We start from the raw sequence: 25352 nt of genomic DNA on the forward strand, positions 1-25352 counted from the left end.
CGACCATGAGCTATCTGATCAGCGTCCTGGACAAGAGCCCGGTGGCCGAAGGCGCCTCGCCAGAGCAGGCGCTGCGCAACAGCCTGCAGTTGGCGCAGCGCGCCGAGCAGCTGGGCTATCACCGGTACTGGTTCGCCGAGCATCATGCCGCTCCGGCGCTTGCCAGCCCGGCGCCGGAAGTGCTGGCGGCCTGGGTGCTGGCGCAGACCCGGCGCATCCGCATCGGCAGTGGCGGGGTGATGCTGCGCCACTATGCGCCGTACAAGGTTGCAGAGAACTTCAACCTGCTGGCGGCGTTGGCGCCGGGGCGCGTGGATCTGGGCGTGGGCAAGGCGCCCGGTGGCCTGCCGGCATCGACCGCCGCGCTGGCGGCGGGGCGCCCGGCGTTCGCCGATTTCGACCAGCAGCTGCGCGACCTGGAGGGCTATCTGTCCGATGCCGCATCCGAGGCGCTGGCGCGCCCGATTCCACAGCAGGCGCCGGAGCGCTTCCTGCTCGGTGCCAGCCCACAGAGCGCGAAGCAAGCAGCCGAACTGGGCTGGCGCTTCGTGTATGCCGCGCACTTCGATGGCGAGCCGAAGCACATCGAGGCCGCGTTCGATGCCTATCGCAGTGCCGCTACGCAGCCCCCGCTGCTGGCCACGGTGGCCTTCGCCGCACCTACGGCCGAAGCGGCTGCGCGGCATATCGGTGCGCTGCGCGTCTACAAGCTGCACCTTGGTCCCGGGCAGGCGGTGAACCTGCCCAGCCCCGATGCGGCTGCCGAGTATGCGCGCCAGGTGGGCGTGGCCGACTTCCGCATCGAGGAAACGCGCCCCAGCGTGCTGTCCGGTGATGCGCAGCACGTACGCGGCGAACTGGACGCGCTGCACCGGCGTTTCGGCGTAGGCGAGTTCATTCTCGACGCGCCGGTGGCCGACCTCGACGCACGCCTGACATCCCTCGAACTGCTGTCGCCCGCGCCGCGCGCGGCGGTGGCCTGACCTGCAGGAGCGATCCCCAATGAGCACGACCCCGCGCCACATTCCGTTCGGCATCATGCTGCAGGGTCCCGGCAGCCACATGCATGCCTGGAAGCATCCGTCCAATCCGGCTGATGCCAGCGTCAACCTGCAGTTCTACATCGACATCGCGCGCACCGCCGAGGACAACGGCATCGCCTTCGGCTTCGTGGCCGACGGCCTGTACATCAACGAGAAGTCGATCCCACACTTCCTCAACCGCTTCGAGCCGATCTCGCTGCTGTCGGCGTTGGCCACGGCGACGAAGAAGATCGGCCTGGCCGGTACGCTGTCGACCTCCTACAGCGATCCGTTCACCGTGGCCCGCCAGTTCGCCTCGCTGGACCTGCTCAGCGGCGGCCGCGCCGGCTGGAACGTGGTGACCTCGCCACTGGAAGGTTCCGGCCGCAACTACGGCCGCCCCCATCCGGAGCATGCGCTGCGCTACCAGATCGCCGACGAATACCTGGAGGTGGTGCAGGGGTTGTGGGATTCGTGGGATGACGACGCGTTCGTGCGCGAGCGCGACAGCGGCACGTTCTTCGCACCGGAAAAATTCCGCCGGCTCGACCACAAAGGCCGCTTCTTCCAGGTGGAAGGGCCGCTCAACATCCAGCGTTCGCCACAGGGCCAACCGGTGATCTTCCAGGCCGGTTCGTCCGACGATGGCATCGCGCTGGCCGGCAAGTATGCCGACGCGGTGTTTACCCATTCGCCGTCGCTGGAAGAAACCCGCGCGTTCACCCAGAAGGTGAAGAACTCGGCGATCGCGCATGGTCGCAGCGGCAACGACGTGAAGATCTTCCCGGGCATCGGCCCCATCGTCGGCCGTACCGTCGAGGAGGCTGAAGCCAAGTACCAGGCGATTGCCGCGCTGGCCACGCTGGAGGATGCGCTGGCCTATCTCGGCCGCTTCTTCGACCATCATGATTTCAGCCAGTACGACCCGGATGCTGCCTTCCCGGAGCTGGGTGGAATCGGCAGCAACTCGTTCCGTTCCACCACCAATCGCATCAAGCAGGATGCGCGAGAAAAGGGGCTGAGCCTGCGCCAGGTGGCATTGGAGGCGGTGAGCCCGCGACCGGACTTCATCGGTACGCCGGAGCACGTGGCCGATGAGTTGATCCGCTGGTTCGATGCTGGTGCCAGCGACGGCTTCATCCTGGGCTTTGCCGCGCAGCGCGAGGGCCTGGACGATTTCGTGACCCAGGTACTGCCGATCCTGCAGGCGCGCGGCTACCACCAGCGCGAGTTGGAAGGGCAGACCCTGCGCGACCATCTGGGCCTGCCGTACAAGGCCAGCCGCTATGCGACCGATGCCGAACCGGCACGGAAGGCAGGATAAGGCGATGAGCGGAGAAACCGCGGTAGCGCCGGGCCACGCCGGGCGGACTTCCCCAACCAGCGGCATATTGCCGGAGATCGCGGCACGCGCCGAGGCCACCATCGCGATCCGCCATGACCTGCACCGCCACCCGGAGCTGGCCTTCGAGGAGCACCGCACCAGCGCCCGTGTGGCCGAGTTGCTGCAGCAGTGGGGCTATGAGGTGACCACCGGTCTCGGCGGCACCGGCGTGGTCGGCACGTTGCAGCGCGGGCAGGGCAGTCGTTGCCTTGGCCTGCGTGCGGACATCGATGCGCTGCCGATTCACGAGGACTCGGGCCTGGCCTACGCCAGCCAGACCGAGGGCCTGATGCATGCCTGCGGTCACGATGGCCATACCGCCATCCTGCTGTCCGCCGCGCATTACCTGGCCCATCACGGCAATATCGACGGCACCCTGCAGCTGGTATTCCAGCCTGCAGAGGAGACGGGTTCGGGCGCATCGAAGATGATTGCCGACGGCCTGTTCGAGCGCTTCCCGGTGGATGCGATCTATGGGCTGCACAACTGGCCCGGCGTACCGGTCGGCCACTTCGGCTTCGTCGACGGCCCGGCGATGGCGTCGGTCGACTGGGCGCGGCTGAAGGTGATCGGCAAGGGCGGCCACGGTGCCGAGCCGCAGGGCAGCGTGGACCCGATCCTGGCGGCGGCGCATATCGTCACCGCATTGCAGAGTGTGGTGTCGCGCAATGTCGACCCGCGGCAGATGGGCGTGGTTACGGTTGGCTCGATTCACGGCGGGCAGGCCGCCAACGTGATTCCGGACGTGGTCGAGCTGAAGCTGACCGTGCGCGCCTATCTGCCGGAAGTGCGCGACACGCTGCGGCGGCGGGTCACTGAACTTGCCGAGCAGACCGCCGCCGCGTTCGGCGCGCGCGCCGAGATCGAGTTCCCGCGCGGTTTTCCCAGTGTGATCAATCACCCGCAGCAGACCGCCTACATCCGCGAAGTAGCGGTGCAGGGCTTCGGTGCCGAACAGATCGTTCCCGAGTTTGCGCCGCGCACGGCCAGCGAGGATTTCGCGTTCCTGCTGCAGGCGCGGCCGGGCAGTTTCGTGTTCGTCGGCAACGGTGACAGTGCACCGCTGCACAGCCCGCGCTATGTGTTCAACGACGCCGCCATTGCCCCCGCCGCCAGCCTGTGGGCGCGACTGGCCGAAGACTACCTGGTGAAGGACGCGACATGAGCCACGACGAACGCTTCCTCTATACCTCGGTCGATGACCCGCTGGCGCGGCCGTTGTTCGACGGCCTGGAGCAGGAATACGACAGTCGCTACGCTGATGTGCGTCGACGCATCGGCGGCAGCGCCCGCGAGGAACTGCAGCGCTACCCGGCGCAGGCATTTGCCGCGCCGGTAGGGGCGTTTGTGCTGCTGCTGCGCGAAGGTGTGGCGATCTCTGGCGGTGCCTTCATGCCGCACCGCGATCCCGACACCGCCGAATTCAAGCGCATCTGGACGCTGCCGGGGGTGCGCCGCCAGGGCATCGCGCGGCGTGTGCTTCAGGAACTGGAAGAGCAGGCGGCACGCCAGGGCTATCGGCGCGTGTTCCTGACCACCGGCTTCCGCCAGCCCGAGGCGGTCGGCCTTTACCTCAGCCATGGCTACACCGCGCTGTTCGATCTGGATGCCGATCCGGAAGCCGTCGCGCATCTGCCCTTCGAGAAGCACCTTGGGCAACCGGCGCCAGTGCTTTCGCCATCGCAGGCCGTGCTGCACGGGGCCCATGCATGAGTACACCGTCGTCTGCGCTTGAAGGAATCACTGCGCGTCCTGCGCCAGCGCCCGAATTGAAGATCGTGCCGGCCCGGCATCCACTGCAGGGGGTTGGTACGGTGCTGGCGCTCGCGCTGATCCTGATCGGCCTTCAATCAGTCCTTGGCAATCCACGCTGGGGCTGGGGCACTTTTGCCGAGTGGTTCTTCGCACGCCCGGTGCTGGAAGGCCTGGGCCGGACGCTGCTGCTGACCGCACTCGGCACCGGCCTCGGTTTTGCGCTGGGCACCTTGCTGGCGCTGGCCCGCGTCTCCGGTTCGCCGCTGCTGTCGGCGGTGTCGTGGGGCTACGTGTGGCTGTTCCGCTCGATCCCGCTGCTGGTGCTGTTGCTGCTGCTGAACAATCTGGGCTACCTGTACAGCACCATCGAGCTGGGCGTGCCGTTCACCGGCATCAACCTGTTCTCGTACCCGACCACGCAGCTGATCGGTGTGTTTACTGCCGCGGTGCTGGGCCTGACCCTGAACCAGGCCGCGTTCTCGGCCGAAGTGATCCGGGGCGGCATTCTGTCGGTTGACCACGGCCAGTACGAGGCCGCCGCCGCGCTGGGCCTGCCACGTGGCCGCCAGGTGCGCCGCATCATCCTGCCGCAGGCGATGCGCTCGATCCTGCCGGCCGCGTTCAACGATGTGATCGGCCTGGCCAAGAGCACTTCGGTGGTCTACGTACTTGCGTTGCCGGAGCTGTTCTACACCGTGCAGGTGATCTACCGCCGCAACCTGGAGGTGGTGCCGCTGCTGATGGTGGCCACGGTCTGGTACCTGGTGATCCTGACCGTACTTTCACTGCTGCAGCGGCGCGTGGAGCAGCGCTTCGCGCGCGGCCAGCTGCAGCGCGAGCGCTCGGCGTCGCGCGTGTCATCGCCGCTGCGCGTGCACAGCGATGCTGCGCCGCGCTTGATCCACCGACCGCGCATCGCCACCCAGGTCGAATCGGGCGAGGGCGCGGCGCTATCGCTGCATGGCGTGAGCAAGGCGTTCGGCGAGCAGCCGGTGCTGGAGGATGTGGATTTGGACCTGCGCGCCGGCAGCGTGACGGTGCTGATCGGCCCATCGGGCGCCGGCAAGTCCACGCTGCTGCGGCTGATCAACCACCTGGAGCGTGCCGACAGCGGCTACGTGACCGTCGGCGGCCAGCTGATCGGCTACCGCCGTGACGGTGACACCCTGTACGAACTGCCCGAGCGCGAGATCCGCCGTCGGCGTGCCGAGGTGGGCATGGTGTTCCAGGGCTTCAACCTGTTCCCGCATCTGACCGCGCTGGAGAACATCATCGAGGCACCGATCGCGGTACGTGGTGTATCGCGCGCGCAGGCCGAGCAGCAGGCGCGCACACTGCTGGAGCGGGTCGGCCTGGCCGACAAGGCCGATGCCTTCCCGCGCCAGCTGTCCGGTGGCCAGCAGCAGCGCATCGCGATTGCCCGCGCGCTGGCGCTGCAGCCGAAGGTGCTGCTGTTCGACGAACCCACCTCTGCGCTGGACCCGGAACTGGTGGCTGAAGTGCTCAGTGTGATCGAGGAGCTGGCCCGCTCCGGCACCACGCTGGTAATTGTCACCCATGAGTTGAGCTTCGCCCGCCGCGTGGCCGACCACGTCGTGATGATGGACCAGGGGCGGGTGATCGAGCAGGGCACGCCCGACGCCGTATTCGAGCGGCCGCGCCAGCAACGCACGGCCGATTTCCTGGCCAGGACCCTGTAACCCCGGAAGGAGCACCATGAGTCGTGCAGCATCGCGTCGTCCCTCGCGCAGCACCCTGTTGATCGTGGCGGTGCTGGTCATCGGCATTGCCGGTATCGTCTACTCGCGCCTGCGCCAGGCACCGGATGCAGGCACCGTGGCCGCGACCAGCCTGGCCAGCGCGAACACGGCCGTCCTGAAGGGCACGTTCGACCCGAAGGCGCAGGCGTTGATCCCCGCCGGTTATCAGTTCGTCACCCCTGGTGCGTTTACCGTAGCCACCCATCCGGGGCAGCTGCCGCTTGCCGACTACGGCACCGACAGCAAGGACGTGGTCGGCATCGAGCCGGACATCGCGCGGCTGATCGCCGATGCGTTGGGCCTGAACCTGGTGATCGTGCCGGTCGCGTGGGCGGACTGGCCGCTGGGGCTGGAATCGGGCAAGTACGATGCGGTGCTGTCGAACGTGACGGTGACCGAAGAGCGCAAGAAGAAGTTCGACTTCTCCAGCTACCGCTACGATCTTCTGGGCATCTACACGCGCAGCGATGGGCCCATCCAGAAGATCGAAAAACCCGCTGATGTGGCCGGGCTGAAGGTGGTGGTGGGCGCCAGCACCAACCAGGATCAGATCCTGCGGCAGTGGGATCGGCAGAACATTGCGGCCGGCCTGAAACCGGTGGAGTACCAGTACTTCGATGACGCCGTGGTCGGCCGCTTGGCGGTGATCACTGGCCGCGCCGATGTCTCGTTCGAGCCCAATGCCACCGGCGCCTACTCGGCACGCGATGGCAAGGTGCGGCGCGTCGGCCTGTTCCCCGGTGGCTGGCCGAATGCTGCGGCGATCTCGGTGACCACGCGCAAGGGCAGCGGCCTGGCCGATGCGGTGACGCAGGCGTTGAACACCCAGATCGGCAGCGGCACCTACGCGCAGGCGCTGAAGCGCTGGAACGTGGCCGAGGAGGCGGTGCCGCAGTCGCAGACCAATCCGCCGGGGCTGCCGACGCTCTGATGCTACAGGAGCATCCACGCATGGCATGGATCTACAGGCGGAGTCTGCCTTCTGTAAAGCCGCGCCATGCTCGGCTGCTCTACCAACGCGCTTCCAGCGTCTTGAACGGCTTCGACCACCGCACGCCCTCCGCATCGAACGCGGTAACGTCGCGCCCATCCACACGCACCGTCTTCGGCATCGTGCGCGCCGGCCACCAGACCTTCACCGCCGTCCCACTGCGCAGGCCCTTGCCCAGCGTGATCGATAGCGTGCCGTCCTGCTGCCGCGCCTGCATCTGCAACGTGCCATACGCGGTTGGCAGGCGTTCCACCGCCAATCCATCGCCCGCCACCCACGAGGGGGGCGTGCCCGGCAGCAGCGAGAGCGCATCATCGTCTTCGCGCATCAGCATGCCGAACAGCGTGCGGCCGTATTCGGCGCCGATCCAGGTGTGCGGCATGTCGCCCAGGTAGCGCGGGAAGCGCAGGCGCGAGTGCACGACCTCGGCCAGCACCTGCCACTGAAGCGGGCGCCGGTCATGCAGCAGCCCTTGCAGCAGCTCATCGGCGACCTGCGGCTGGCCCAGGTGTACGTAACTCAGCACGTTGCGGATCTCGTAAGGTGTGTACGCGTACAGCGCACCGGGCTGGCTGCGCTTGCGCACGTCCTCCAGATAACGCGCGAAGGTTGTCCGCAGCGCCTCGGCGGGCAACACGCTCTGTGCGCCGGTCGGGTCCAGTGCGATCGAAACGCCGGTGGGATCGCCATCGCCCAGGTCGGCCGAGGAGGGAATGAAGTCGATGCCCTTCCACGCCATCGTCGCCCGGATCGAGGCATGCAGTGCGTCGTAGAGCAGCGTGTATTGTTCGCGCGCCCAGGCTGCGGTCTGGTGGTCGCCCAGCGATTCGGCCAGCCAGGCGCCGTCGTGCCAGCCCTTCAGGCCCCAATAGTCATCCCAATAGCTGTGGGTGGGCGAGGGGTAGCCCTCATGGCTGATCGACGGCGCAAGAATGCCCGCGAACCGTTCCGGCGAAGGCTGGTCAGCCTTGTAACCGGGCACCAGCGTGCGCTCGCGCAGTTCCTGCAGGAAGCGCAGCGCCGCTTTCACTTTCGGCAGATAGCCACGCACAGACTCGGGGCCGCCGTCCAGGCGCGCGACATCGGCCACCAGCGCGACGTACTGGCCCTGACTGTCGTACTCGATGTCCGATCCAAAGCCGGTGTTGACGCTGCCATCGTCGTTGAGGATCGGTGAGACCAGGCCGTTGGCATGCACGCCGTGTTCGCTGTACCAGGCCAGGTAGTCGCGCGCCACGCGGGCTTCGCCCATCCGCAGCAGCACCGCCGAGGTGGCCATGCCGTCGCGGATGAAGGACCGGTTGTAGTTGCGCGGGCCGGGCTGCATGGCTGGACCGGTCTGGTTGATCAGCATGTAGGCGGCCTGCGCGCGCAGCATGTCCACCAGCGACGGATCGGGCAGGCGCAGGCCGACCTGACCCAGCCGTGCCTGCCAGTCCGCAGACGCCTGCGTGGCCAGTGAATCAAACGCCGCATTGGCATCGCGGGGCAGCGTGGTCAGATCCAGCGCAGGCGCTTCGGGCAGCACGCCATTGGCATCGGCGGCGGCGGTTCCCAACGGGAACGCGACCACGATGGCATCACTGGTTCCCGGCGCCAACGAGACGCGGTAGTTCAATGCAGCCGAGGCAAGCCCCTGGTCGTCGCGCGCCTGTTGCGTGGAAGGCAGCTGGCCGGCAGCGAGGGTCGCGGTGATCTCCGTTGCGCCATCCTTGCCGAATGGCGCCGCGCCCGACGCAGCCACCGGCGTGAGCGACTGCAGCAGCGTGCGGCCATTGATACGCAGGGCCTGCCCATCGATGGTCACCTCGCGGATCGGGGACAACCCGCCGTTCTGCCACGGCGGATTCATCTGCATCGGGCGCACCACGAGGCTGAGCGTGCCCTCGATCTTCGTGCTTCCCGTGTTCTGCAGGCGATGCCGCAGGAAGGTCACCGGCTGGCCATCGCGCTCGATGGCGAATACTTCACTGCGCAGCTGCAGGCCGGGTTGCGGTGACCAGGTGGCGGAGGGCATCGGCTTCCAGCCGTCGCGCAGGGCATGCTGCATGGTCTGCCCGGCGGCGCCGGCGGGCAGGCCATCAGCACTGCGCCAGACGGGCTGCACCAGCGGTGCGCCCTTGAAGGCTTCCAGGTTGCCGTACTCGTCGAAGATCGATTTCTGTCGTCCTGCATGCACACCCACGGCCGTCCAGTAGGTCTGCTGCATCTGCAGCGAGGCCGGGAACAACGCGCGCTGGGCGCCGCTGGCAACGATCTGATACCGCTTCATCGGCGTCATCACGGCTTTCGGACCGAGCAGGCGCAGGCGTGCGATCTGCGGCGCAGCGCCGTCCACGCTCAGGCGGAAAGCACGTAGAGGTTGTGCCGTGTCAGCAGCCAGCCAACTCTGCCGATGATTGGCCGCCTGTGCATCGTGTGCGAGGTCCTGCCAGCGGCCTTGTGCGTCCTGCACCTGCAAGCGGGCGGCGCCGCGCTCGCCATCGGCCCAGTCGACCGCCAGACCGGCCGTGGACTGGGCGCGAGGCAGCAGGATCTCGAGCGTATGGGATCCACCTTTTCCGGCCGGAATCGCGACGGTGCCGCCGCCCTGCCAGAGCGCCGCCGCCTGCGCTGCATCGATACCGCTGAGGCGTGCGCTGAGCGTGCTGTCCAGAGGCTCCATCTCGAAGATCGACACGCCCCAGTCGGACGTGCGCTGCGGGCTGGCCAGCCGCAGGTAGCGCGCCTGCCGCGGCGCGAAGTACAGCGTTTCCACATCGCCCAGCGAATCGGCCATGGTGTACGCGGTCTGCCACTGCCTGCCGTCCAGCGAGGTCTGCAGTGAATAGCCCTCCGGGTTGGAGACATCCCAGGTGAGCCGTGCGCCCGCCAGCATCGCCGGCGCGCCCAGATCGATCTGGAACCAGTGGCCCGGACTGAATGCACCGCCGGTGACGGTCTTCGGGTCGCCGTCGATCAGGTGGCTGATCGCCATCGCCGGTACCTGCTGCGAGGAACTGCTGGCCTGCCATTGGCTGCGCGGCGGGAGCGTCTGGGCCTGCGCGGAGGACGCCAGGGCGACGAGCAGCAGGGCGGCGGCAGGGCGCAACGGGAAAAGCAGGGTGGAGACCTTGGAGCGTTTGGCGCGCAACGTCATTACGGACTGCCTCGCAGGTTCGGCCGGAATCGGGCGAGCGCTACGCTAGCAAGGGATGTAATCGGTTACATGACGCACTGCAGCGGCGCAGACCGTTTCTGTGGTCGATGCAGCCGAGCAGGGCTCGGCTCTACATGGTTCCCGGCAGGTCAAGCGCCCGCCTGTTACAGCTCCACCGTCTCCCACCAGCGCGTACCCGCCTGCGGCGCCTGCATGTCCAGCGCTTCGCCCATCATCGGCGTGGCCACCGGTACATTTTTTGCGGCCGCCAATGCGGTGATGCGCTCGAACGGCTGCTGCCATGCGTGCAGGGCCAGATCGAAGGTGCCGTTGTGGATCGGCAGCAGCCACTTGCCGCGCAGGTCCAGGTGCGCCTGCAGCGTCTGTTCCGGCTGCATGTGCACGAATGCCCAGCGCGGATCATAGGCGCCGGTCTCGATCATGGTCAGGTCGAACGGACCGTATTTCTCGCCGATGGCCTTGAAGCCGTCGAAGTAGCCGGTGTCGCCGCTGAAGAAGATGCGGAAGTCACCGTCCTGGATCACCCACGAGGCCCACAGGCTGCGGTCGCTGTCGCCCAGGCCGCGGCCGGAAAAATGCTGGCCCGGGGTGGCTGTCAGGCGCAGGCCATTGGCCTCGGTGGGTTGCCACCAGTCCAGCTGTTCGACCTTGCGCGCATCCACTCCCCACGCGATCAGCTGGTCGCCGACGCCAAGCGGTGCAATGAAGCGCGCGGTCTTGCCGGCCAGCTGCATGACCGCGGCATGGTCCAGGTGGTCATAGTGGTTGTGCGAGAGGATCACACCGGCGATCGGCGGCAGCGCGTCGATGCTGATCGGCGGTGCATGGAAGCGTGCCGGCCCCATCCACTGCACCGGCGAGGCCCGCTCGGAGAACACCGGATCGGTCAGCCAGTACTGGCCACGCAGCTTCAGCAGGATCGTGGAGTGCCCCAGCCGGAACAGGCTGCGATCCGGTGCGGCGTCCAGCGTGGCGCGGTCCAGCGGCTTCACCGGAACCGGGTGTGCGGGCACGGTCCCCTTGGGCTTGTTGAACAGGAACGTCCACCAGATCTCCGCGCCGTCCCGCAGGCCCATCGCCGGACGGGGCAGGGCATTGTGGAACTTGCCATCACGGTACTGCGGCGAATCGGGGAAGTCGGGGAGGGACCAGGACTTGCAGAAGGTGTAGGCGGTCACGGCGAGGATTCCGAGCAGGAGGACAAGGAGCAGGCGCTTCATGGGTGACGTCCGCTGAGTACACTGCACAGTGTAGTTTTGTGTTTTTCAAAAGTACACCGCCGAGTGTAAAATGGAGGCATCCGTTCAGTTATCCGGTTCCCGCCATGTCCCGTGCCCCGCAACGCCTGACCGACCGCAAACGCGACGCCATCGTGCGCGCGGCGGTGGAGGAGTTCCGTGCCTCGGGCTACGAGGCGACCAGCATGGACCGCATCGCCGAGGTGGCGGGGGTCTCCAAGCGCACCGTCTACAACCACTTCCCGAGCAAGGAAGCGCTGTTCTCGATGATCCTGGAGGAGCTGTGGGAGCGCAGCGTGGCCAGCGACGCACTGCCATACCGCGCTGACCAGCCGCTGCAGACGCAGTTGCTGCAGTTGCTGGGCCAGAAGCTGGACCTGCTCAGCGATGGGAATTTCATCGATCTGGCGCGGGTGGCGATGGCCGAGATCATCCATTCACCGGAGCGTGCGCAGGCCATCGTCTGCCGCATGGGCGAGAAGGAAAGTGGCGAGAGTGCCTGGATCCGCGCAGCAATTGCCGATGGCCGCCTGCGCGAGGTGGATCCGGACTTTGCCGGCCACCAGTTGCATGGGCTGGTGAAGAGCTTCGCGTTCTGGCCGCAGGTCACGATGGGGCAGCCACCGTTGACCGCGCAGGAACGTGCGCGCGTGGCCGAATCGGCGGTGGCGATGTTCCTGGGGTTCTACGCGGTCTAGCTGGCTGCGAAGCGACGGAACTCGTCGGCCGGCAGCGCCGCCGAGTACAGGTAGCCCTGGCCGACATCCACCCCGAGTGCGCGCAGCTTCTGTTCCTGGGCCAGGGTCTCGGTACCCTCGGCCACCACGATCGCGCCGCAGCGGTGCGCGACTTCGACGATGAAGCGCACGATCGACTGCGACTTGGCGTCGGACAGCGTGGCGATCAGTGCCTGCTCGATCTTGACCTCGGCGATGGCCAGCTGCGAGAGCAGGATCAGGGTTGAATAGCCGGCGCCGAAATCATCCAGCGACAGGGTGATCCCGGCTGCCAGCAGCTGTGCGATGTTGGCATCGACCACGTCGCGCTCGACGATTTCGGTCCATTCGACGATCTCCAGCCGCAGCATCGCACCGGGGATGTCATGCAGCTGCAGCAGCTCCTGCAGGCGCAGGCCGAAGTCGGGCAGGCGCAGCGATTCTGCTGAAACATTGACTGCAATGGTCAGCGCCGCGCCGTCCCGCCGGCAGTGCTGCAGGAAGTGCACCGCCGACCGCAGCGTGGCCCATTCCAGGTCTGCCAGCCGCCCCTGCCGGCGCAGCAGCGAGATCACCCGCATCGGGGCAATCGGCCGGCCTTCGCCGTCGCGCATGCGCAGCAGTGCTTCAGCGCCGACCAGTTGGCGGTCCTGCAGGCGATGCTTGGGCTGGTAGCACAGCGGCGCATTGCCCTGCTGCAGCCAGTGCTCAAGGGCCACCTCGATCAGGGCGTCGATCTCGCTGTCGCGCTGGATCGGGTCATCGAAAAACACCACGCCCGACTCGATCGCGCTCAGTGCCACGGTGATGGCGCGGAACGGAAGATGTCCTTCGTCGGCTTCAGCAGGGGGCTTCAATTCAACCACTGCACAGCGGAACAGCGGCCGGAAGCCCGGCCAATCGCGGCCGACCCGATCGGCCAGGTTGCTGGCCAGCTCGGTGATCTGCGGTTGCGTGCGCAGTGTGGACAAGGTCAGGCCCCGCACCAGGATCGCCAGCGCGGCATCACCGAACTGGTAGATCTCCAGCTGCGCGGCCGACAGCGAGGGCAGCAGCCGATGCACTTCTTCGGTGCTGTCGCGCTGCCACAGGCCGTTGTCCTGCAACGGCCCGTAGCGCAGGCGCAGATCGCGCAGGTTGCCCATCTCGGCCACGATCAGGCAGGCCCTGCCGGTGCCGTCGTTGTCCCGCCAGTACTGCTGCAGGCGTTCACCGAGCGCACGCATGTTGGGCAGCCCGCTGATCGGATCGATGCGCAGCCAGGCCTGTTCGCGCTGGCGTTGCGCATCGATCTGGGCATCGTTGTAGACCAGCGCGAACACGGCGCCGAGCACGAGCAGTGAGACCGGCAGTGCCAGCACGCGCTGGATCGCCAGCTCGGCCACCGGCAGTTGATCGGCGCCAATGATCGCCACACCCAGCGCCAAACCCAGAGCGGTTACTCCGATACGCACGGACCATGCCTGCAGGATCATGCGCGGCGAGAGCTCGTTGAGCATGCGCGGGTACAGGTGCCTGCGCAGCCAGACGCCCGCCACCGTCTGCAACACGGCCTCAAGGCTGGCAGGCAGGAAGAACGGGATACCGACGAACTGGTAGCGGGCCAGCAGGGCGGCAGCCAGGCAGCCCAGGCCGCCGCGCCAGCCGCCCAGCAGGCCACTGACCAGCAGGATGTCGAAGCCCAGGTGCAGTTTGACGACACCCTGGGAATAACGGGCCACGAACCAGGAATTGAACAGGTAGATCAGGCCCAGCGCTACGCCGACATACAGGCGACGACCTTCAATGGCGTGCCCGGCGCGGCGGGTGGCGATCAGCAGTACGCCGATCATGCCGATCACTGCCGTGGCCTGCAGCAGGTACAGCGGCAGGCTGGGCAGGGCGCTGTCCAGGACCTGGGCCGAGACCCGTGAAAGCGCATCCATAGCAGGTTCCCGCCTGTGACCGACGGCCAGTGACGAGCAGGGTAAACCACGGCCGCGCGCGCGGCCACCGAGGGTGCCCTGCGGCGGCCGGCAAGGCCAGTAGCGCGGGTCGGCGATGGCGGGCAGCACCCGTTCGCGCACGAAGCCGGAGGATGACTGCTGCAACAGGGCGCTTGCCATGGCCACGACATCGTGGACCGGCACCTGCCCACCGTCGCCGCGCGCTGCGGCCTCGGCCACCGGCACCGACAAGGCGTCGCCGGTGTTGAGGTAGCCCAACTGCAGGCTGGTCACCGCCAGCCGGCGATCGCCGAAGTCCTCGCGCAGCGCATCGGCGATGCGTTGAGGGCGAACGTCGAGGCGCCGAACGCCACTTCCGGGCGGCCACTGCCGTCGCTGACGCAGGCGCTGGGACGTAATGGCCTCCGACCGTCCGGTCAGCTCGCTCAGGCTGCCTGCCGCACGCGGGTCGACGTGCTCCAGGATGAGCGAGAATGCGCAGGGTCACCGGCAACAGGAATCTCCTGGCATGGACGAGCACAACGCCACCCCTGATGGCATACCGCTGCCGTTGGCGTGGCAGAAAGCGTTGGCCGATGCGCGCATCGAGCGGCAGTCGATGGGTGTTTCGCGGGCCGACGTTGCCCGCGTGCAGCGGCCGGGCCGCCCCGATGCCTTCGTCAAGTCGGAACTGATCGACGCCTTCAGTGAGCTGGGCGATGAGATCGCGCGCCTGCGCTGGTTGCAGGCACGGGGGCTGCCGGCGCCAACGGTGATTGCCACGGCTGAAGAAGCGGGCCGGCGCTGGTTGCTGATGAGCGCGCTGCCTGGCCGCGATCTGGCCTCGTCGCCGGAACTCGCACCGCAGCAACGGGTGCAGATACTGGCCGACGCGCTGCGCGGGCTGCATGCGTTGCCGGTGGCAGCCTGTCCGTTCGATCAGCGGCTGGCCTCGCGCCTGCCGGTCGCGCAGGCGCGGGTCGAGGCCGGGTTGGTGGACGCCGATGACTTCGATGACGAACGCCTGGGCCAGAGTCCGCAGCAGGTCTTCGCCCAACTGTGCAGCACACGGCCCGATCATGAAGATCTGGTGGTCAGCCATGGCGATGCCTGCCTTCCGAATCTGATGGTGGCCGAGGGGCGTTTCAGCGGGTTCATCGACTGTGGGCGACTGGGCGTGGCCGACCGCTACCAGGACCTGGCGCTGGCCGCGCGCAGCCTGGTCCACAACTTCGGTGATACGCGTTGGGTCACACCGTTGTTCCAGCGCTACGGCGCTGTGGCCGACGAGTGCCGGTTGGCGTTCTACCGGCTGCTCGACGAGTTCTTCTGAGCCCGCGCGCGGCTGGCGATGGCCGCGCAGATCAGGCCACCGACCACGCTCAGGTGCTCCAGTGCGAAGAACATCGCCAGCTGCTGTTCCGCGCCGTGCTTGGTCCAGAAGGTATGCACGATGACGATGGTCAGCAGCATGAACACCGCCAGCGCGCCGCTCCCCAGCCAGAGCAGGCGGTCGAGCAGCAGGCACATCGAGCCGCCCAGCAGCACCCCGGCACTGGCGAGGTTGAACAGCACAGGCGGTTGCAGCCCGGCCGCCTGCATTTCGGCCACGCTGTTGTCCCACGCCAGCAGCTTGGCCAGACCCGATGACAGGAACACCACGGCCAGCAGCAGTCGGGCCAGGAACCACAGCACGCGGCTGTCGAGCAGGGCGGTGATCATCCGTGGCATGAAGTCACTCCAGGTTGGGCTTGGAACGGGCCGCGCAGCATCGGGCCTCAACCGCAGTTGAGGTCAAGGGCCGGCTGAACGGAGCTCGCTGGTGGCCGGGTTGCCAGCTTCCAGTTGGACGAACGTTCGTTCACTATTGGCGTCATGAACCGAGCCGACCGCAACGCGCAACGCAACGCGCAGATCCTGCAGGCCGCCCTGCAGTGCTTCCTCGCCAAGGGATTCCACCAGACCAGCATGCGTGACATCGCGCGGGCGGCCGACGTCAGCCTGGGCAATCTCTACAACCACTTCCCCGGCAAGGAGGCGATCATCCTTGCAGTGGCAGTGGCCGAGAGCGAAGAATTGGCGCCGTTGCTGCAGCGACTGGCCGTGGCCGACGGTGATCGCACGCAGGTGCTGGCGTTCCTGCAGGATTTCCACGCGCTGTGCAGCCAGCCGGAATGGGCGACGCTCGCCGTCGAAGTGCTGGCCGAGAGCGCACGCAATCGGGCCGTGGCCGAGGCATTTGCGGCCAATCGCAGGCAACTGCAGGCTGTGCTGGCCGAAGCCCTGCAGCAGGTGGCAAAGCGTGAACGTCGGCGTCCCGTGCTGGCCCCGGCGCTGCAGGCGCAGGTGTTGCTGGATGCCATCGAAAGCGATGCCCTGCGTCGAGGGCTGGGCGAAGCCGGTGGCACCGATGAGGCTCCGCTGGACCCTGGCCTGCTCGCGCTGCTGCTCGGTGCACGCGCATGAGCGCGGTTGACCGGCGATTACACGGCCTTGATCTGGCGCGGTATCTGGCGCTGGCTGGCATGGTGCTGGTCAATTTCCGCCTGGCAATGGCCGTGCCAGCAGAGGGCGCCGGATGGTTGGCAGGCGTCTTCCACTTTCTGGAAGGCAAGGCCTCTGCGACCTTCGTCACCCTGGCCGGACTTGGCCTGGTACTGGCCACGCAGCGCCTTGGCTGGATGCCGGCCAGCGCGCAGACCTGGCAGCGCGCGCTGTTCCTGCTGGTGCTGGGCCTGCTCAACCTGACCCTGTTCCCGGCCGACATTCTGCACTACTACGCGGTGTATTTCGCGCTGGCGGTGCTGTGGCTGCGTACGTCGCCACGGGTGCTGCTGGCCAGCATCGCCGGCCTCGCGGCCGGGTCGTTCTGGGCACTGCTGCACTGGAATTACAGCCAAGGCTGGAACTGGCAGACGCTGGAGTATGCCGGTCTCTGGCAATGGCCGGGTGCCGCGCGCAACCTGCTGTTCAACGGCTTCCATCCCTTGCTGCCCTGGATGTGCTTCTTCCTGCTGGGCATGCTGCTGGCGCGCCTGCCGTTGTCACAAGCGCGGGTGCAGCGTGCGTTGCTGCTGGCGGGCCTGCTGCTGATCGGCGCAGGCCAGGCCGTGCAGCAGCTTGCGCAGGGAACGCCCTGGCAGCCGTGGCTGTCAACGCAGCCGATGCCGCCGGGACCGGCCTACGTGTTGACCGGTGCGGGCGCAGCCTGCAGCGCGATTGCCGCGTGCCTCTGGATCAGCCGCCGGCATCCGGGGGATTGGCTGGAACCGCTGACTGCAGCAGGGCGAATGACCCTGACCCTGTACGTCGGCCACATCCTGCTGGGCATGGGTACGCTGGAATGGTTGGGCCTGCTCGATGGCAGCGCGTCGCTACCGACCGTGCTGCTGTGGGCGCTGTTGTTCCTGATGCTGGCCACGGGCGCAGCGTGGCTGTGGTCGTGGCGGTTCACGCGGGGGCCATTGGAAGCGGTGATGCGGCGCGTCGCCGGCTAGCACGTCGGTCGCGCAGGCACGATGTTGTGACGGACATGTCTGTGTCGTGGCGGGCACATCTGCGATAGTTGTCGCAGATAACACTTTCCGCTTGCATCCATGTCATTCGCTTCGGCGCAGCATCTCGGCGAAGTCCTCCAGCAGTCCTATGGCATCACCGCGACCGCCGTGGTGCCACGCCCGGTTGGCGCCGATGCCAACGCCAGCGTGTATCGCATCGATGCACGGCGCGGGCAGTGGTGGTTGAAATGCCGCAGCTACCAGGTGGCCCCTGCCGTCTGGGACACCCTGCATTGGCTGCGCGGCACGCTGGGTATCGAGGAAATCGTTGCGCCCTGGCCGGCGCTGACCGGCGGGGCATCGGTGCAGCGCTGGGGCCTGCAGTTCACCCTGTTCCCGTATGTGGAAGGCCAGTCCGGTTTCGAGGCGGCATTGAGTCGCACGCAGTGGCAACGGTTGGGCGAGGTGCTGCGGCGCCTGCACGAGGCGTGCCCGCCACCGGCGCTGCAGGAAGCGCTGCCGAGCATCCGGACGGAAACCGCGGCGCTGGAGACCGTCGGGCAGTGGCTGGCCGGCGAAGGCCTGGCGGCTGCCAAGGATGGGCTGGGCCGTGCCTTCGTCTCGGTCTGGGACCAGCAGCACGCGCGCATCGCGGCACTGCACGCGCAGGCACTGCAGCTGCACGCGGCGTTGCAGGATGTGCCGGTGCGGCTGCACCTGTGCCACACCGACCTTCATGCCGGCAACCTGCTGATGGCCAATGACGGCGGCCTGCACCTGATCGACTGGGATGGCTTGTCGCTGGCACCGCGCGAGCGCGACCTGATGTTCATCGGTGGCGCTGTCGGCGGGCGCTGGGGCCGCGAGAATCCGTTGGGATTCGAGGAGGGCTATGGCAGCGACCGCGGCGACCCTCGCTGGATTGCCTGGTACCGTCACTGGCGCATCCTGCAGGACCTGATCGAGTTCCAGCAGGTCCTGCTGGGCAGCGATGGAGAGGATCGTTCGCCGCAGCTGCGCCGGCAGTCGCTGCACTATCTGAGCGAGCAGTTCGCACCGGGCAATGTATTCGACGCGGCCGAGCGGGTGTATCGCGCGCTGTAGATCCCACGCCATGCGTGGATGGCAGTTCCTACGATGAACCCTCACGCTGCGCGGCGGGTCGGGCATGGCCCAAATCTACAGGGGCGCGCGGTGTCTGCGCGGGGTGTGGATCTACTCTGCGGGCTTGGCCGCTGCAGAGGCCGCTGCGCTGGCGGCGCGGCGCGACAGTACGGCCTCGCGGTGGGCAATGTAGGCGTTGGCGGCGAGGATGATGCCGGCGCCGATGATCGTCCAGCGGTCCACGCTTTCGTTGAACAGCAGCCAGCCGAACAGCGTTACCAGCGGCAGCTGCAGGAAGCTGATCGGGGTCAGCGCCGAGACTTCACCCAGGCGCAGCGCCCGCGTCCACAACAGCTGGCCGATGGTGCCGAGCACGCCGGTGGCCAGCAGCCACAGCCAGGCCACGCCGCTCGGCCAGACCCAGACGAACAGCGCCGGAAGCAGCGACAGCGGCACCCAGAACACGTAGGTGTAGAGCACCACGGTATCGGCGCTGTCGACGCGGGTGAGCTGCTTGATCTGGATCGCCACCAGCGAACTGAGCACCGCGGCGGCCACGGCGACCAGGCTGCCCGCGGTGAAGCCGGCGGTACCGGGTCGCACGATCACCAGCACACCGATGAAGCCGACCACGACCGCGGCCCAGCGGCGCACGCGCACGGTTTCACCCAGCCACAGCACGGCGGCAATCGTGACGAACAGCGGCGTGGAGTACGACAGCGACACCGCCTGCGCCAACGGCAGGTGGCCCAGTGCCCAGAACGCGCACAGCATCGAGCCCAGGCCAATCGCACTACGCACGAAATAGCGCGGCAGCTGCCGCGTCTTCAGCGGCGCACGGCCGGGCCGCAGCAGCATCGGCAGCAACGCCAGCAGGCCGAAGGCATTGCGGAAGAACGCCACCTCCTGGGTCGGCACGTACCGGGTGGCATAGCGGATCGCTACCGCCATCAGGCCGAACGCCATCGTACTGCCGAGCATCAACAGCGCCGCCCGCATCGGGGCGGCGCCGGGGGAGAGGGCGGGAGTGTTCACCACTGTGCGCCGAGCAGGCGGGGCTCCGGTTCGATCGGCACGCCGAACTTCTCCAGCACCGAGGCCGAGATGCGGCGCGCCAGCGCCAGCAGCTCAGCACCGCTGGCATTGCCGTGGTTGACCAGCACCAGCGCGTGGCTTGGCGCCACACCGGCATCACCTTCGCGGAAGCCCTTCCAGCCGCAGGATTCGATCATCCAGGCCGCCGAGACCTTGCGCTTGCCGTCCTGCTCGGCCGGGAACACCGGCAGCTCGGGGAAGTGCTGCAGCAGCACGTCGACCTGTTCCAGCGGCAGCACCGGATTCTTGAAGAAGCTGCCGGCATTGCCCAGCACGTCCGGGTCGGGCAGCTTGCGGCGGCGGATCGCGATCACGGCATTGGCCACGTCCACTGCGCTCGGCAGCTCCACGCCCTGTGCCTGCAGTTCCTCGCGGATGCCGGCGTAGTCCATGCGCAGATCGTGCAGCAGTGGCAGCTTCAGTTCGATGGCGGTGATCAGGTAGCGATCGGGTTGCTGCTTGAACACGCTGTCGCGGTAGGCGAAGCCACACTGTTCGTTGTCCAGCCGTACCCAGGCCTGTTGCTGGCAGTCCCAGGCCTCGACGGCCTGGATGAACTCGCCGACCTGCGCGCCATAGGCGCCGATGTTCTGGATCGGCGCGGCACCGGCGGTGCCGGGAATCAGCGCCAGGTTCTCCAGCCCGGACAGGCCTTCCTGCAGCGACCACATCACCAGGCCATGCCACGGCACGCCGGCGCCGGCACGGATCACGGCATGGTCGGCGCGGTGTTCAAGGAAACTGATGTCACGGTTGCCGAACACCAGTACGGTGCCCGGCAGGTCCTCGGCGATCAGAACGTTGCTGCCGCTGCCCAGCACCAGCAGTGGGTCGCTGGCCACCTCGGGCAATGCCAGCACCTCCGGCAGCAGCGCGGCATCGTGCAGTTCCAGCAGCTGCGCGGCGCTGGCCTGCACGTGGAAGGTATTCAGCGCCTGCAGCGGCGCATTGCGGGTGAGCGTCCAGCGCAGCGGGGCGTTGCCGTCGATGGTATCCATAGGCGCGCTCACAGCGGGGCCACCGCGCCGCGGCTCGGCGCTTCGCGGCGGCGACGGATCGCCTCGACGCATTCGGAAACCAGCGCCGGTCCACGGAAGATCAGGCCGCTGTAACACTGCACCAGTGCGGCACCGGCCGCCATCTTGGCGACCGCATCGGCGCCGGACAGGATGCCGCCGACGCCGACCAGCGGCACCGATTCGGGCAGGCGCGCGCGCAGGCGGCGCAGCACCAGCGTGGACTGCTCCAGCACCGGTGCACCGGACAGGCCGCCAGCCTCATTGGCCAGCGGATCGCCGGCCACCTTGCTGTGGTCGATGGTGGTGTTGGTGGCGATCACGCCGTCCACCTGCAGTTCGCCCAGCACGCGGGCGGCGGCGTCGATATCGCGTTCGCTGAGGTCCGGCGCCACCTTCACCAGCATCGGCACGCGTCGGCCGTGGCGGGCAGCAAGGTCTTCCTGGCGGTCGCGCAGCTGGCTGACCAGCTGGCGCAGCGCGGTCTCTTCCTGCAGCTCACGCAGGCCGGCGGTGTTGGGCGAGGAGATGTTGACGGTGATGTAATCGGCCAGCGGGTACACCTTGTCCAGGCAGGCGATGTAATCGTCCACGGCCTGTTCGTTGGGGGTGTCCTTGTTCTTGCCGATGTTGATGCCGAGCAGGCCGCGGCGGTTGCGCGCGCGCTCGACGTTGCGCACCAGCGTGTCCACGCCCGCGTTGTTGAAGCCCATGCGGTTGATGATCGCATTGTGTTCCGGCAGCCGGAACAGGCGCGGTTGCGGATTGCCGGCCTGCGGGCGCGGGGTGATGGTGCCGATTTCGACGAAGCCGAAGCCGAGCGCGAACAGTGCATCGATGTGCTCGCCATTCTTGTCCAGGCCGGCGGCCAGGCCGACCGGATTGGGGAAGGTCAGCCCGAACACCGTGCTGGGCATCGGCGCGATGCGTGCGGCCAGCAGCGGCGTGGTGCCGGTGCGATAGGCCAGGTCCAGTGCGGACAGGCCGAGGCCGTGGGCGCGCTCGGCGTCGAGCGAGAACAGGAAGGGGCGGGCAAGCGAATACATGCGTCGGTTCAGTCCAGCGTGCCGAGGAAGGCTCGGGTTCGATATTCAAAAGCGACCTGGCCGTCCACCGCATGGGCGGCGAACAGGTCCTGCAGAGCGTCGATCATCGGCGCGTGGCGAGGATGACCGGATTGGGGTGCGTAGGAGGAGGACAGCAGGCGCCCGCGCAGGGCGTCGAAGTCCAGATGCTGCACGTTCGGCAGCTCTACCCTGCCGCGCAGGCCGGGGCCGAACCAGGCCTGCATGGTGGCATCGTCCTGGTAGCGCTCGGCCACAGCGGTGTAGTCGGTGCCGTAGTCCAGCAGCAACTGTTCGTAGCCGATCAGGAACGGGCTGGCATCGAGCAGGCGCGAGTTCCAGTAGATCAGTGCCTGGCCACCGGGGCGCAGGATGCGCTGCCACTCGGCGCGCACCGCCACGGTGTCGAACCAATGGAACGCCTGCGCGACGCTGACCAGATCGATGCTGGTGTCCTCCAGGCCGGTGGCCTCGGCACGGCCATCGACAGCGGAAAAGTCCGGATACTGCGGCGCCAGCCACTGTTCGGCGGCGGCGCGCATGGCAGCGTTGGGCTCGACCGCCACCAGCGGATGACCGCTGGCGAGAAACGGGCGGCTGGAGATGCCGGTGCCGGCGCCGATGTCGGCGACACGGGCCTGGTGGCTGACGCCCATCGGGCCGTGCAGCCAGTCCAGCAGTGCGGGCGGGTAGTCGGGCCGGTAGCGGACGTAGTCGGCGACGCGGCTGCTGAAGCGTTCAGTGCTGTCGGAGGCGGTCATGGCGTCAGTTCGACACCGCCGCCAGCCATGCCAGGCCGCCGAAGAACAGGATGAAGACCAGGACGGCGGCAAGCACGGCGCCGACCATGACCCAGCCCAGCACCAGGCCGGTGAGTGCCATGCCATCGCCTTCCAGTTCATGCGGGCGGCGGCGGATCTCGGCGCGGGCCATGTGGCCGGTGATGATGGCGACGATGCTGGCTACGAAGGGCAGGACGGTCCAGCTGGCGATGCCCATGACCAGGCTGACCACGGCCAGGGCGCTTGTCTGTCGGGGTGCCACGCTCATCGGGTCCTCCTTGGCAGTGTGCACATGATAGTGCCTCTGCCCGGGCAATCCCATGCCCAGCGGTTGCGGACGCGCCAACCAGGGTTGGCCGCGACCGGCGGGCCGGTGTCAGCCCATCAACACCTGGCCGCCATCCACGTTGAGCACGCTGCCGGTAACCCAGCGCGCCAGCGGCGAGCACAGGAACAAGGCGGCGTCGGCGATCTCGCGCGGGTGGCCGAAGCGGCCGAACGGGATCTTCGCCAGGGTGCCGTGGTACAGCGCGGGATCCTCGATGCGGCGACGGTCCCAGAGCCCGTCATCGAACTCGATCGAGCCCGGTGCGATGGCGTTGACCCGGATCCGGTCCTTGGCCAGCGCCAGCGCCTGCGAGGTGGTGTAGTGCGAAAGCGCGGCCTTGGCAGCGGCGTAGGGCGCGCCGCCGGGACGCGGCTGCTGCGCGGCAATCGACGACAGATTGAGGATGCAGGCGTCGCCGGACGCACGCAGCCATGGCAGTGCCAGGCGCGAGGCACGCACGGCTGCCATCAGGTCGATCTGCAGGCTCGCGGCCCAGCCATCCTCGTCGTCGGCCATGCCGTAGCCGGTGGCATTGTTGACCAGCACATCGATGCCGTCGAAGGCATCGGCGGCGGCCTGCAGCCAGGCCTGGATCTGGCCGGGGTCGGCCAGATCAGCGGAAAACGCGTGCACTGGCGCGCCCTGTGCCTGGGCATCGGCGCACAGGGCCTCCAGGCCGGCCTGGCCGCGCGCACAGACCGAGACCTGCGCACCGGCACCGGCAAAGGCCAGTGCCATTTCACGACCAATGCCCTTGCTGCCGCCGGCGATGAGCACGCGGCGGCCGGTGAAATCAATCACCGGCTTGCCAGCCTGTAGCGCCGAGCCAGGCTCGGCTGCACTTCCTGCGGTGTTCATGGCCCGTCCTGCCGAGCATGGCTCGGCACTACAAAACAGCGTTACAGGTCGAACTTGATGCCCTGCGCCAGCGGCAGCGAATCCGAATAGTTGATGGTGTTGGTCTGGCGGCGCATGTAGACCTTCCAGGCATCCGAGCCGGACTCGCGGCCACCGCCGGTGTCCTTCTCGCCACCGAAGGCGCCACCGATCTCCGCACCGGACGTGCCGATGTTGATGTTGGCGATACCGCAGTCGCTGCCGGCCGCCGACAGGAACTTCTCGGCTGTCTTCAGGTTCTGGGTGAAGATCGAGGAGGACAGGCCCTGCGGCACGCCGTTCTGCATGTCGATGGCTTCGTCGATGCTGTCGTACGGCATCACGTACAGGATCGGTGCGAAGGTCTCGTGCTGGACCACGGCGTCGCTGTTCTTCAGGCCCGTGACGATTGCGGGCAGCACGAAGTTGCCGGCGCGGTCGATGCGGGTGCCGCCGGTCTCGATGGTGCCGCCGGCCGCCTTGGCCTGGGCGATGGCATCGAGGAACTGCTGCACGGCGCCTTCGCTGTTCAGCGGGCCCATCAGGTTGGCGGCATCGGTCGGGTCGCCGATCTTGCCTTCCACCTGCTTGTAGGCCTTGACCAGGGTGGACAGCACGTCAGCGTAGATCGAGCGGTGCACGATCAGGCGGCGGGTGGTGGTGCAGCGCTGGCCGGCGGTGCCCACGGCGCCGAACACGATGCCCGGCACGGCCAGCTTCAGGTCGGCGGTTTCGTCCAGGATGATCGCGTTGTTGCCGCCGAGCTCCAGCAGGCAGCGGCCGAGGCGGCGTGCGACCTTCTCGTTGACGGTGCGGCCGACCTGGGTCGAGCCGGTGAAGCTGATCAGCGGTACGCGGCGGTCGTCGACCATCTTCTCCGACAGCGCGGTGCCGGCATCGTTGATCAGGAAGAAGATGTCCGGGAAGCCGGCTTCGCGCAGGGCGTCGTTGCAGATCTTCAGCGAGGCGATGGCGGTCAGCGGCGTCTTGTTGGACGGCTTCCAGATGCACACGTCGCCACAGATGGCGGCCAGGAACGAATTCCAGCTCCACACCGCGACCGGGAAGTTGAAGGCCGAGATGATGCCGACCAGGCCCAGCGGGTGGTACTGCTCGTACATGCGGTGGCCGGGGCGCTCGGAGTGCATGGTGTAGCCGTACAGCATGCGGCTCTGGCCCACGGCGAAATCGGCGATGTCGATCATCTCCTGCACTTCGCCATCGCCTTCCGGCTTGCTCTTGCCCATTTCCAGGGCAACCAGCGAACCCAGGGCGTCCTTGTGCCTGCGCAGTGCTTCACCGCACAGGCGCACGGCTTCACCGCGGCGCGGCGCCGGCGTGGTACGCCAGACCTTGAAGGCTTCCTGGGCGCGGGCGACGACGGTCTCGTACTCGGCCTCGGTGGTAGCGCGGACCTGCGCGATCGGCTCGCCGGTGGTCGGGTTGACCGGGGTGATCAGCTCACCGCTGGTCGCGCTCGACCACTCCCCGTTGCCCAGGTACGTGCCAGCGTTGATCGCGTCCAGGCCAAGGGACTTGAGCAGCTCGGAAGACATGCAGACTCCTGTATTTCGTTACGTTGTTTGGTGCCATCGCGGGCAGGTGGGGGACGCGATGAACTGAATCGCCGATGGTAGCA

At 67.6% G+C, this 25352-nt stretch carries 22 protein-coding genes and 1 pseudogene; 11 read left to right on the top strand and 12 right to left on the bottom strand.

Features of this window, described 5'->3' with window-relative positions:
* The first annotated feature begins 5 nt into the window (after window positions 1-5).
* The 6 genes from ACMGRF_RS06780 to ACMGRF_RS06805 are packed head-to-tail and all read left to right on the top strand — an operon-like array spanning window position 6 to window position 6852.
* On the top strand, window positions 6-983 hold the full coding sequence (locus ACMGRF_RS06780; RefSeq protein WP_414485744.1) for an MsnO8 family LLM class oxidoreductase: 978 nt from the start codon (window positions 6-8) through the stop codon (window positions 981-983).
* A gap of 19 nt (window positions 984-1002) precedes the next feature.
* Window positions 1003-2346 carry an LLM class flavin-dependent oxidoreductase gene (locus ACMGRF_RS06785; RefSeq protein ID WP_414485745.1) on the top strand — a complete coding sequence of 448 codons (1344 nt, stop codon included), beginning with the start codon at window positions 1003-1005 and terminating at the stop codon, window positions 2344-2346.
* Between the two features lie 4 nt (window positions 2347-2350).
* Complete coding sequence (locus ACMGRF_RS06790; RefSeq protein ID WP_100477977.1) at window positions 2351-3571, top strand: M20 aminoacylase family protein; 1221 nt, start codon at window positions 2351-2353, stop codon at window positions 3569-3571.
* The gene (locus ACMGRF_RS06795) at window positions 3568-4119 is read left to right on the top strand and encodes a GNAT family N-acetyltransferase (protein ID WP_134709282.1); all 552 of its coding nucleotides are present in this window, start codon (window positions 3568-3570) and stop codon (window positions 4117-4119) included. Before ACMGRF_RS06790 ends, ACMGRF_RS06795 begins: the two co-directional genes overlap by 4 nt.
* A complete protein-coding gene (locus ACMGRF_RS06800) occupies window positions 4116-5861 on the top strand; it encodes an amino acid ABC transporter permease/ATP-binding protein (RefSeq protein WP_315974078.1) in 1746 nt (581 codons plus the stop codon). The genes ACMGRF_RS06795 and ACMGRF_RS06800 overlap by 4 nt, the downstream gene beginning before the upstream one ends.
* Window positions 5862-5877: 16 nt before the next feature.
* Entirely contained in the window at window positions 5878-6852 is a 975-nt protein-coding gene (locus ACMGRF_RS06805; RefSeq protein WP_111096170.1) for an ABC transporter substrate-binding protein, read from the top strand.
* 79 nt (window positions 6853-6931) lie between these two features.
* On the opposite strand, the gene ACMGRF_RS06810 is transcribed toward ACMGRF_RS06805, so the two are convergent.
* On the bottom strand, window positions 6932-10051 hold the full coding sequence (locus ACMGRF_RS06810) for a discoidin domain-containing protein (protein ID WP_414485747.1): 3120 nt from the start codon (window positions 10049-10051) through the stop codon (window positions 6932-6934).
* 164 nt (window positions 10052-10215) lie between these two features.
* The gene (locus ACMGRF_RS06815) at window positions 10216-11292 is read right to left on the bottom strand and encodes an MBL fold metallo-hydrolase (RefSeq protein ID WP_312547247.1); all 1077 of its coding nucleotides are present in this window, start codon (window positions 11290-11292) and stop codon (window positions 10216-10218) included.
* Between the two features lie 104 nt (window positions 11293-11396).
* Here ACMGRF_RS06815 and ACMGRF_RS06820 point away from each other — a divergent pair, with 104 nt between their 5' ends.
* Window positions 11397-12008 carry a TetR/AcrR family transcriptional regulator gene (locus tag ACMGRF_RS06820; protein WP_049413835.1) on the top strand — a complete coding sequence of 204 codons (612 nt, stop codon included), beginning with the start codon at window positions 11397-11399 and terminating at the stop codon, window positions 12006-12008.
* Here the strand turns inward: ACMGRF_RS06820 and ACMGRF_RS06825 are convergent.
* Complete coding sequence (locus ACMGRF_RS06825) at window positions 12005-13951, bottom strand: EAL domain-containing protein (RefSeq protein ID WP_414485912.1); 1947 nt, start codon at window positions 13949-13951, stop codon at window positions 12005-12007. The genes ACMGRF_RS06820 and ACMGRF_RS06825 overlap by 4 nt on opposite strands.
* A gap of 99 nt (window positions 13952-14050) precedes the next feature.
* Window positions 14051-14340: pseudogene (locus ACMGRF_RS06830) on the bottom strand (SDR family NAD(P)-dependent oxidoreductase); the annotation flags it as partial.
* 140 nt (window positions 14341-14480) lie between these two features.
* Here ACMGRF_RS06830 and ACMGRF_RS06835 point away from each other — a divergent pair.
* The gene (locus ACMGRF_RS06835) at window positions 14481-15284 is read left to right on the top strand and encodes an APH(3')-II family aminoglycoside O-phosphotransferase (RefSeq protein WP_414485748.1); all 804 of its coding nucleotides are present in this window, start codon (window positions 14481-14483) and stop codon (window positions 15282-15284) included.
* On the opposite strand, the gene ACMGRF_RS06840 is transcribed toward ACMGRF_RS06835, so the two are convergent.
* Window positions 15257-15682 (bottom strand): DoxX family protein, encoded by a 426-nt coding sequence (locus ACMGRF_RS06840; protein ID WP_049413833.1) that lies wholly within the window; start codon window positions 15680-15682, stop codon window positions 15257-15259. The two genes, ACMGRF_RS06835 and ACMGRF_RS06840, sit on opposite strands and share 28 nt — an antisense overlap.
* A 144-nt stretch (window positions 15683-15826) precedes the next feature.
* Here ACMGRF_RS06840 and ACMGRF_RS06845 point away from each other — a divergent pair, with 144 nt between their 5' ends.
* The 3 genes from ACMGRF_RS06845 to ACMGRF_RS06855 all read left to right on the top strand — a co-directional run bounded on the left by ACMGRF_RS06845 (window position 15827) and on the right by ACMGRF_RS06855 (window position 18552).
* Complete coding sequence (locus ACMGRF_RS06845; protein ID WP_414485749.1) at window positions 15827-16417, top strand: TetR/AcrR family transcriptional regulator; 591 nt, start codon at window positions 15827-15829, stop codon at window positions 16415-16417.
* Window positions 16414-17448: a heparan-alpha-glucosaminide N-acetyltransferase domain-containing protein gene (locus ACMGRF_RS06850; RefSeq protein WP_414485750.1), complete on the top strand. Its 1035-nt coding sequence runs from the start codon at window positions 16414-16416 to the stop codon at window positions 17446-17448. Before ACMGRF_RS06845 ends, ACMGRF_RS06850 begins: the two co-directional genes overlap by 4 nt.
* Window positions 17449-17547: 99 nt before the next feature.
* Window positions 17548-18552, top strand: coding sequence for a phosphotransferase (locus tag ACMGRF_RS06855; RefSeq protein WP_414485751.1), 1005 nt, complete (start codon window positions 17548-17550; stop codon window positions 18550-18552).
* Window positions 18553-18663: 111 nt separating this feature from the next.
* On the opposite strand, the gene ACMGRF_RS06860 is transcribed toward ACMGRF_RS06855, so the two are convergent.
* From ACMGRF_RS06860 to ACMGRF_RS06890, 7 genes are all read right to left on the bottom strand, one after another.
* Entirely contained in the window at window positions 18664-19551 is an 888-nt protein-coding gene (locus tag ACMGRF_RS06860) for a DMT family transporter (RefSeq protein WP_099487419.1), read from the bottom strand.
* Between the two features lie 32 nt (window positions 19552-19583).
* Complete coding sequence (gene murB / locus ACMGRF_RS06865) at window positions 19584-20645, bottom strand: UDP-N-acetylmuramate dehydrogenase (RefSeq protein WP_099487420.1); 1062 nt, start codon at window positions 20643-20645, stop codon at window positions 19584-19586.
* An 8-nt stretch (window positions 20646-20653) separates the two neighbouring features.
* Window positions 20654-21709, bottom strand: coding sequence for a quinone-dependent dihydroorotate dehydrogenase (locus tag ACMGRF_RS06870; RefSeq protein WP_049440130.1), 1056 nt, complete (start codon window positions 21707-21709; stop codon window positions 20654-20656).
* A gap of 8 nt (window positions 21710-21717) precedes the next feature.
* On the bottom strand, window positions 21718-22488 hold the full coding sequence (locus ACMGRF_RS06875; protein WP_414485752.1) for a class I SAM-dependent methyltransferase: 771 nt from the start codon (window positions 22486-22488) through the stop codon (window positions 21718-21720).
* A gap of 4 nt (window positions 22489-22492) precedes the next feature.
* Complete coding sequence (locus ACMGRF_RS06880) at window positions 22493-22777, bottom strand: DUF4190 domain-containing protein (protein ID WP_049413824.1); 285 nt, start codon at window positions 22775-22777, stop codon at window positions 22493-22495.
* Window positions 22778-22885: 108 nt separating this feature from the next.
* Window positions 22886-23695: an SDR family NAD(P)-dependent oxidoreductase gene (locus ACMGRF_RS06885; protein WP_134709273.1), complete on the bottom strand. Its 810-nt coding sequence runs from the start codon at window positions 23693-23695 to the stop codon at window positions 22886-22888.
* Window positions 23696-23736: 41 nt separating this feature from the next.
* Window positions 23737-25269 (bottom strand): aldehyde dehydrogenase family protein, encoded by a 1533-nt coding sequence (locus ACMGRF_RS06890; RefSeq protein WP_049413822.1) that lies wholly within the window; start codon window positions 25267-25269, stop codon window positions 23737-23739.
* Window positions 25270-25352 lie beyond the last annotated feature (83 nt).

The organism is Stenotrophomonas sp. EMP41 (genome assembly GCF_047495535.1).
GTDB classification, from domain to species: Bacteria; Pseudomonadota; Gammaproteobacteria; order Xanthomonadales; family Xanthomonadaceae; genus Stenotrophomonas; species Stenotrophomonas sepilia.

Coding starts and splice junctions, on each gene's coding strand:
- ACMGRF_RS06780 (WP_414485744.1), top strand. CDS start 6: ATGAGCTATCTGATCAGCGTCCTGGACAAGAGCCCGGTGGCCGAAGGC.
- ACMGRF_RS06785 (WP_414485745.1), top strand. CDS start 1,003: ATGAGCACGACCCCGCGCCACATTCCGTTCGGCATCATGCTGCAGGGT.
- ACMGRF_RS06790 (WP_100477977.1), top strand. CDS start 2,351: ATGAGCGGAGAAACCGCGGTAGCGCCGGGCCACGCCGGGCGGACTTCC.
- ACMGRF_RS06795 (WP_134709282.1), top strand. CDS start 3,568: ATGAGCCACGACGAACGCTTCCTCTATACCTCGGTCGATGACCCGCTG.
- ACMGRF_RS06800 (WP_315974078.1), top strand. CDS start 4,116: ATGAGTACACCGTCGTCTGCGCTTGAAGGAATCACTGCGCGTCCTGCG.
- ACMGRF_RS06805 (WP_111096170.1), top strand. CDS start 5,878: ATGAGTCGTGCAGCATCGCGTCGTCCCTCGCGCAGCACCCTGTTGATC.
- ACMGRF_RS06810 (WP_414485747.1), bottom strand. CDS start 10,051: ATGACGTTGCGCGCCAAACGCTCCAAGGTCTCCACCCTGCTTTTCCCG.
- ACMGRF_RS06815 (WP_312547247.1), bottom strand. CDS start 11,292: ATGAAGCGCCTGCTCCTTGTCCTCCTGCTCGGAATCCTCGCCGTGACC.
- ACMGRF_RS06820 (WP_049413835.1), top strand. CDS start 11,397: ATGTCCCGTGCCCCGCAACGCCTGACCGACCGCAAACGCGACGCCATC.
- ACMGRF_RS06825 (WP_414485912.1), bottom strand. CDS start 13,951: ATGGATGCGCTTTCACGGGTCTCGGCCCAGGTCCTGGACAGCGCCCTG.
- ACMGRF_RS06835 (WP_414485748.1), top strand. CDS start 14,481: ATGGACGAGCACAACGCCACCCCTGATGGCATACCGCTGCCGTTGGCG.
- ACMGRF_RS06840 (WP_049413833.1), bottom strand. CDS start 15,682: ATGCCACGGATGATCACCGCCCTGCTCGACAGCCGCGTGCTGTGGTTC.
- ACMGRF_RS06845 (WP_414485749.1), top strand. CDS start 15,827: ATGAACCGAGCCGACCGCAACGCGCAACGCAACGCGCAGATCCTGCAG.
- ACMGRF_RS06850 (WP_414485750.1), top strand. CDS start 16,414: ATGAGCGCGGTTGACCGGCGATTACACGGCCTTGATCTGGCGCGGTAT.
- ACMGRF_RS06855 (WP_414485751.1), top strand. CDS start 17,548: ATGTCATTCGCTTCGGCGCAGCATCTCGGCGAAGTCCTCCAGCAGTCC.
- ACMGRF_RS06860 (WP_099487419.1), bottom strand. CDS start 19,551: ATGCGGGCGGCGCTGTTGATGCTCGGCAGTACGATGGCGTTCGGCCTG.
- murB (WP_099487420.1), bottom strand. CDS start 20,645: ATGGATACCATCGACGGCAACGCCCCGCTGCGCTGGACGCTCACCCGC.
- ACMGRF_RS06870 (WP_049440130.1), bottom strand. CDS start 21,709: ATGTATTCGCTTGCCCGCCCCTTCCTGTTCTCGCTCGACGCCGAGCGC.
- ACMGRF_RS06875 (WP_414485752.1), bottom strand. CDS start 22,488: ATGACCGCCTCCGACAGCACTGAACGCTTCAGCAGCCGCGTCGCCGAC.
- ACMGRF_RS06880 (WP_049413824.1), bottom strand. CDS start 22,777: ATGAGCGTGGCACCCCGACAGACAAGCGCCCTGGCCGTGGTCAGCCTG.
- ACMGRF_RS06885 (WP_134709273.1), bottom strand. CDS start 23,695: ATGAACACCGCAGGAAGTGCAGCCGAGCCTGGCTCGGCGCTACAGGCT.
- ACMGRF_RS06890 (WP_049413822.1), bottom strand. CDS start 25,269: ATGTCTTCCGAGCTGCTCAAGTCCCTTGGCCTGGACGCGATCAACGCT.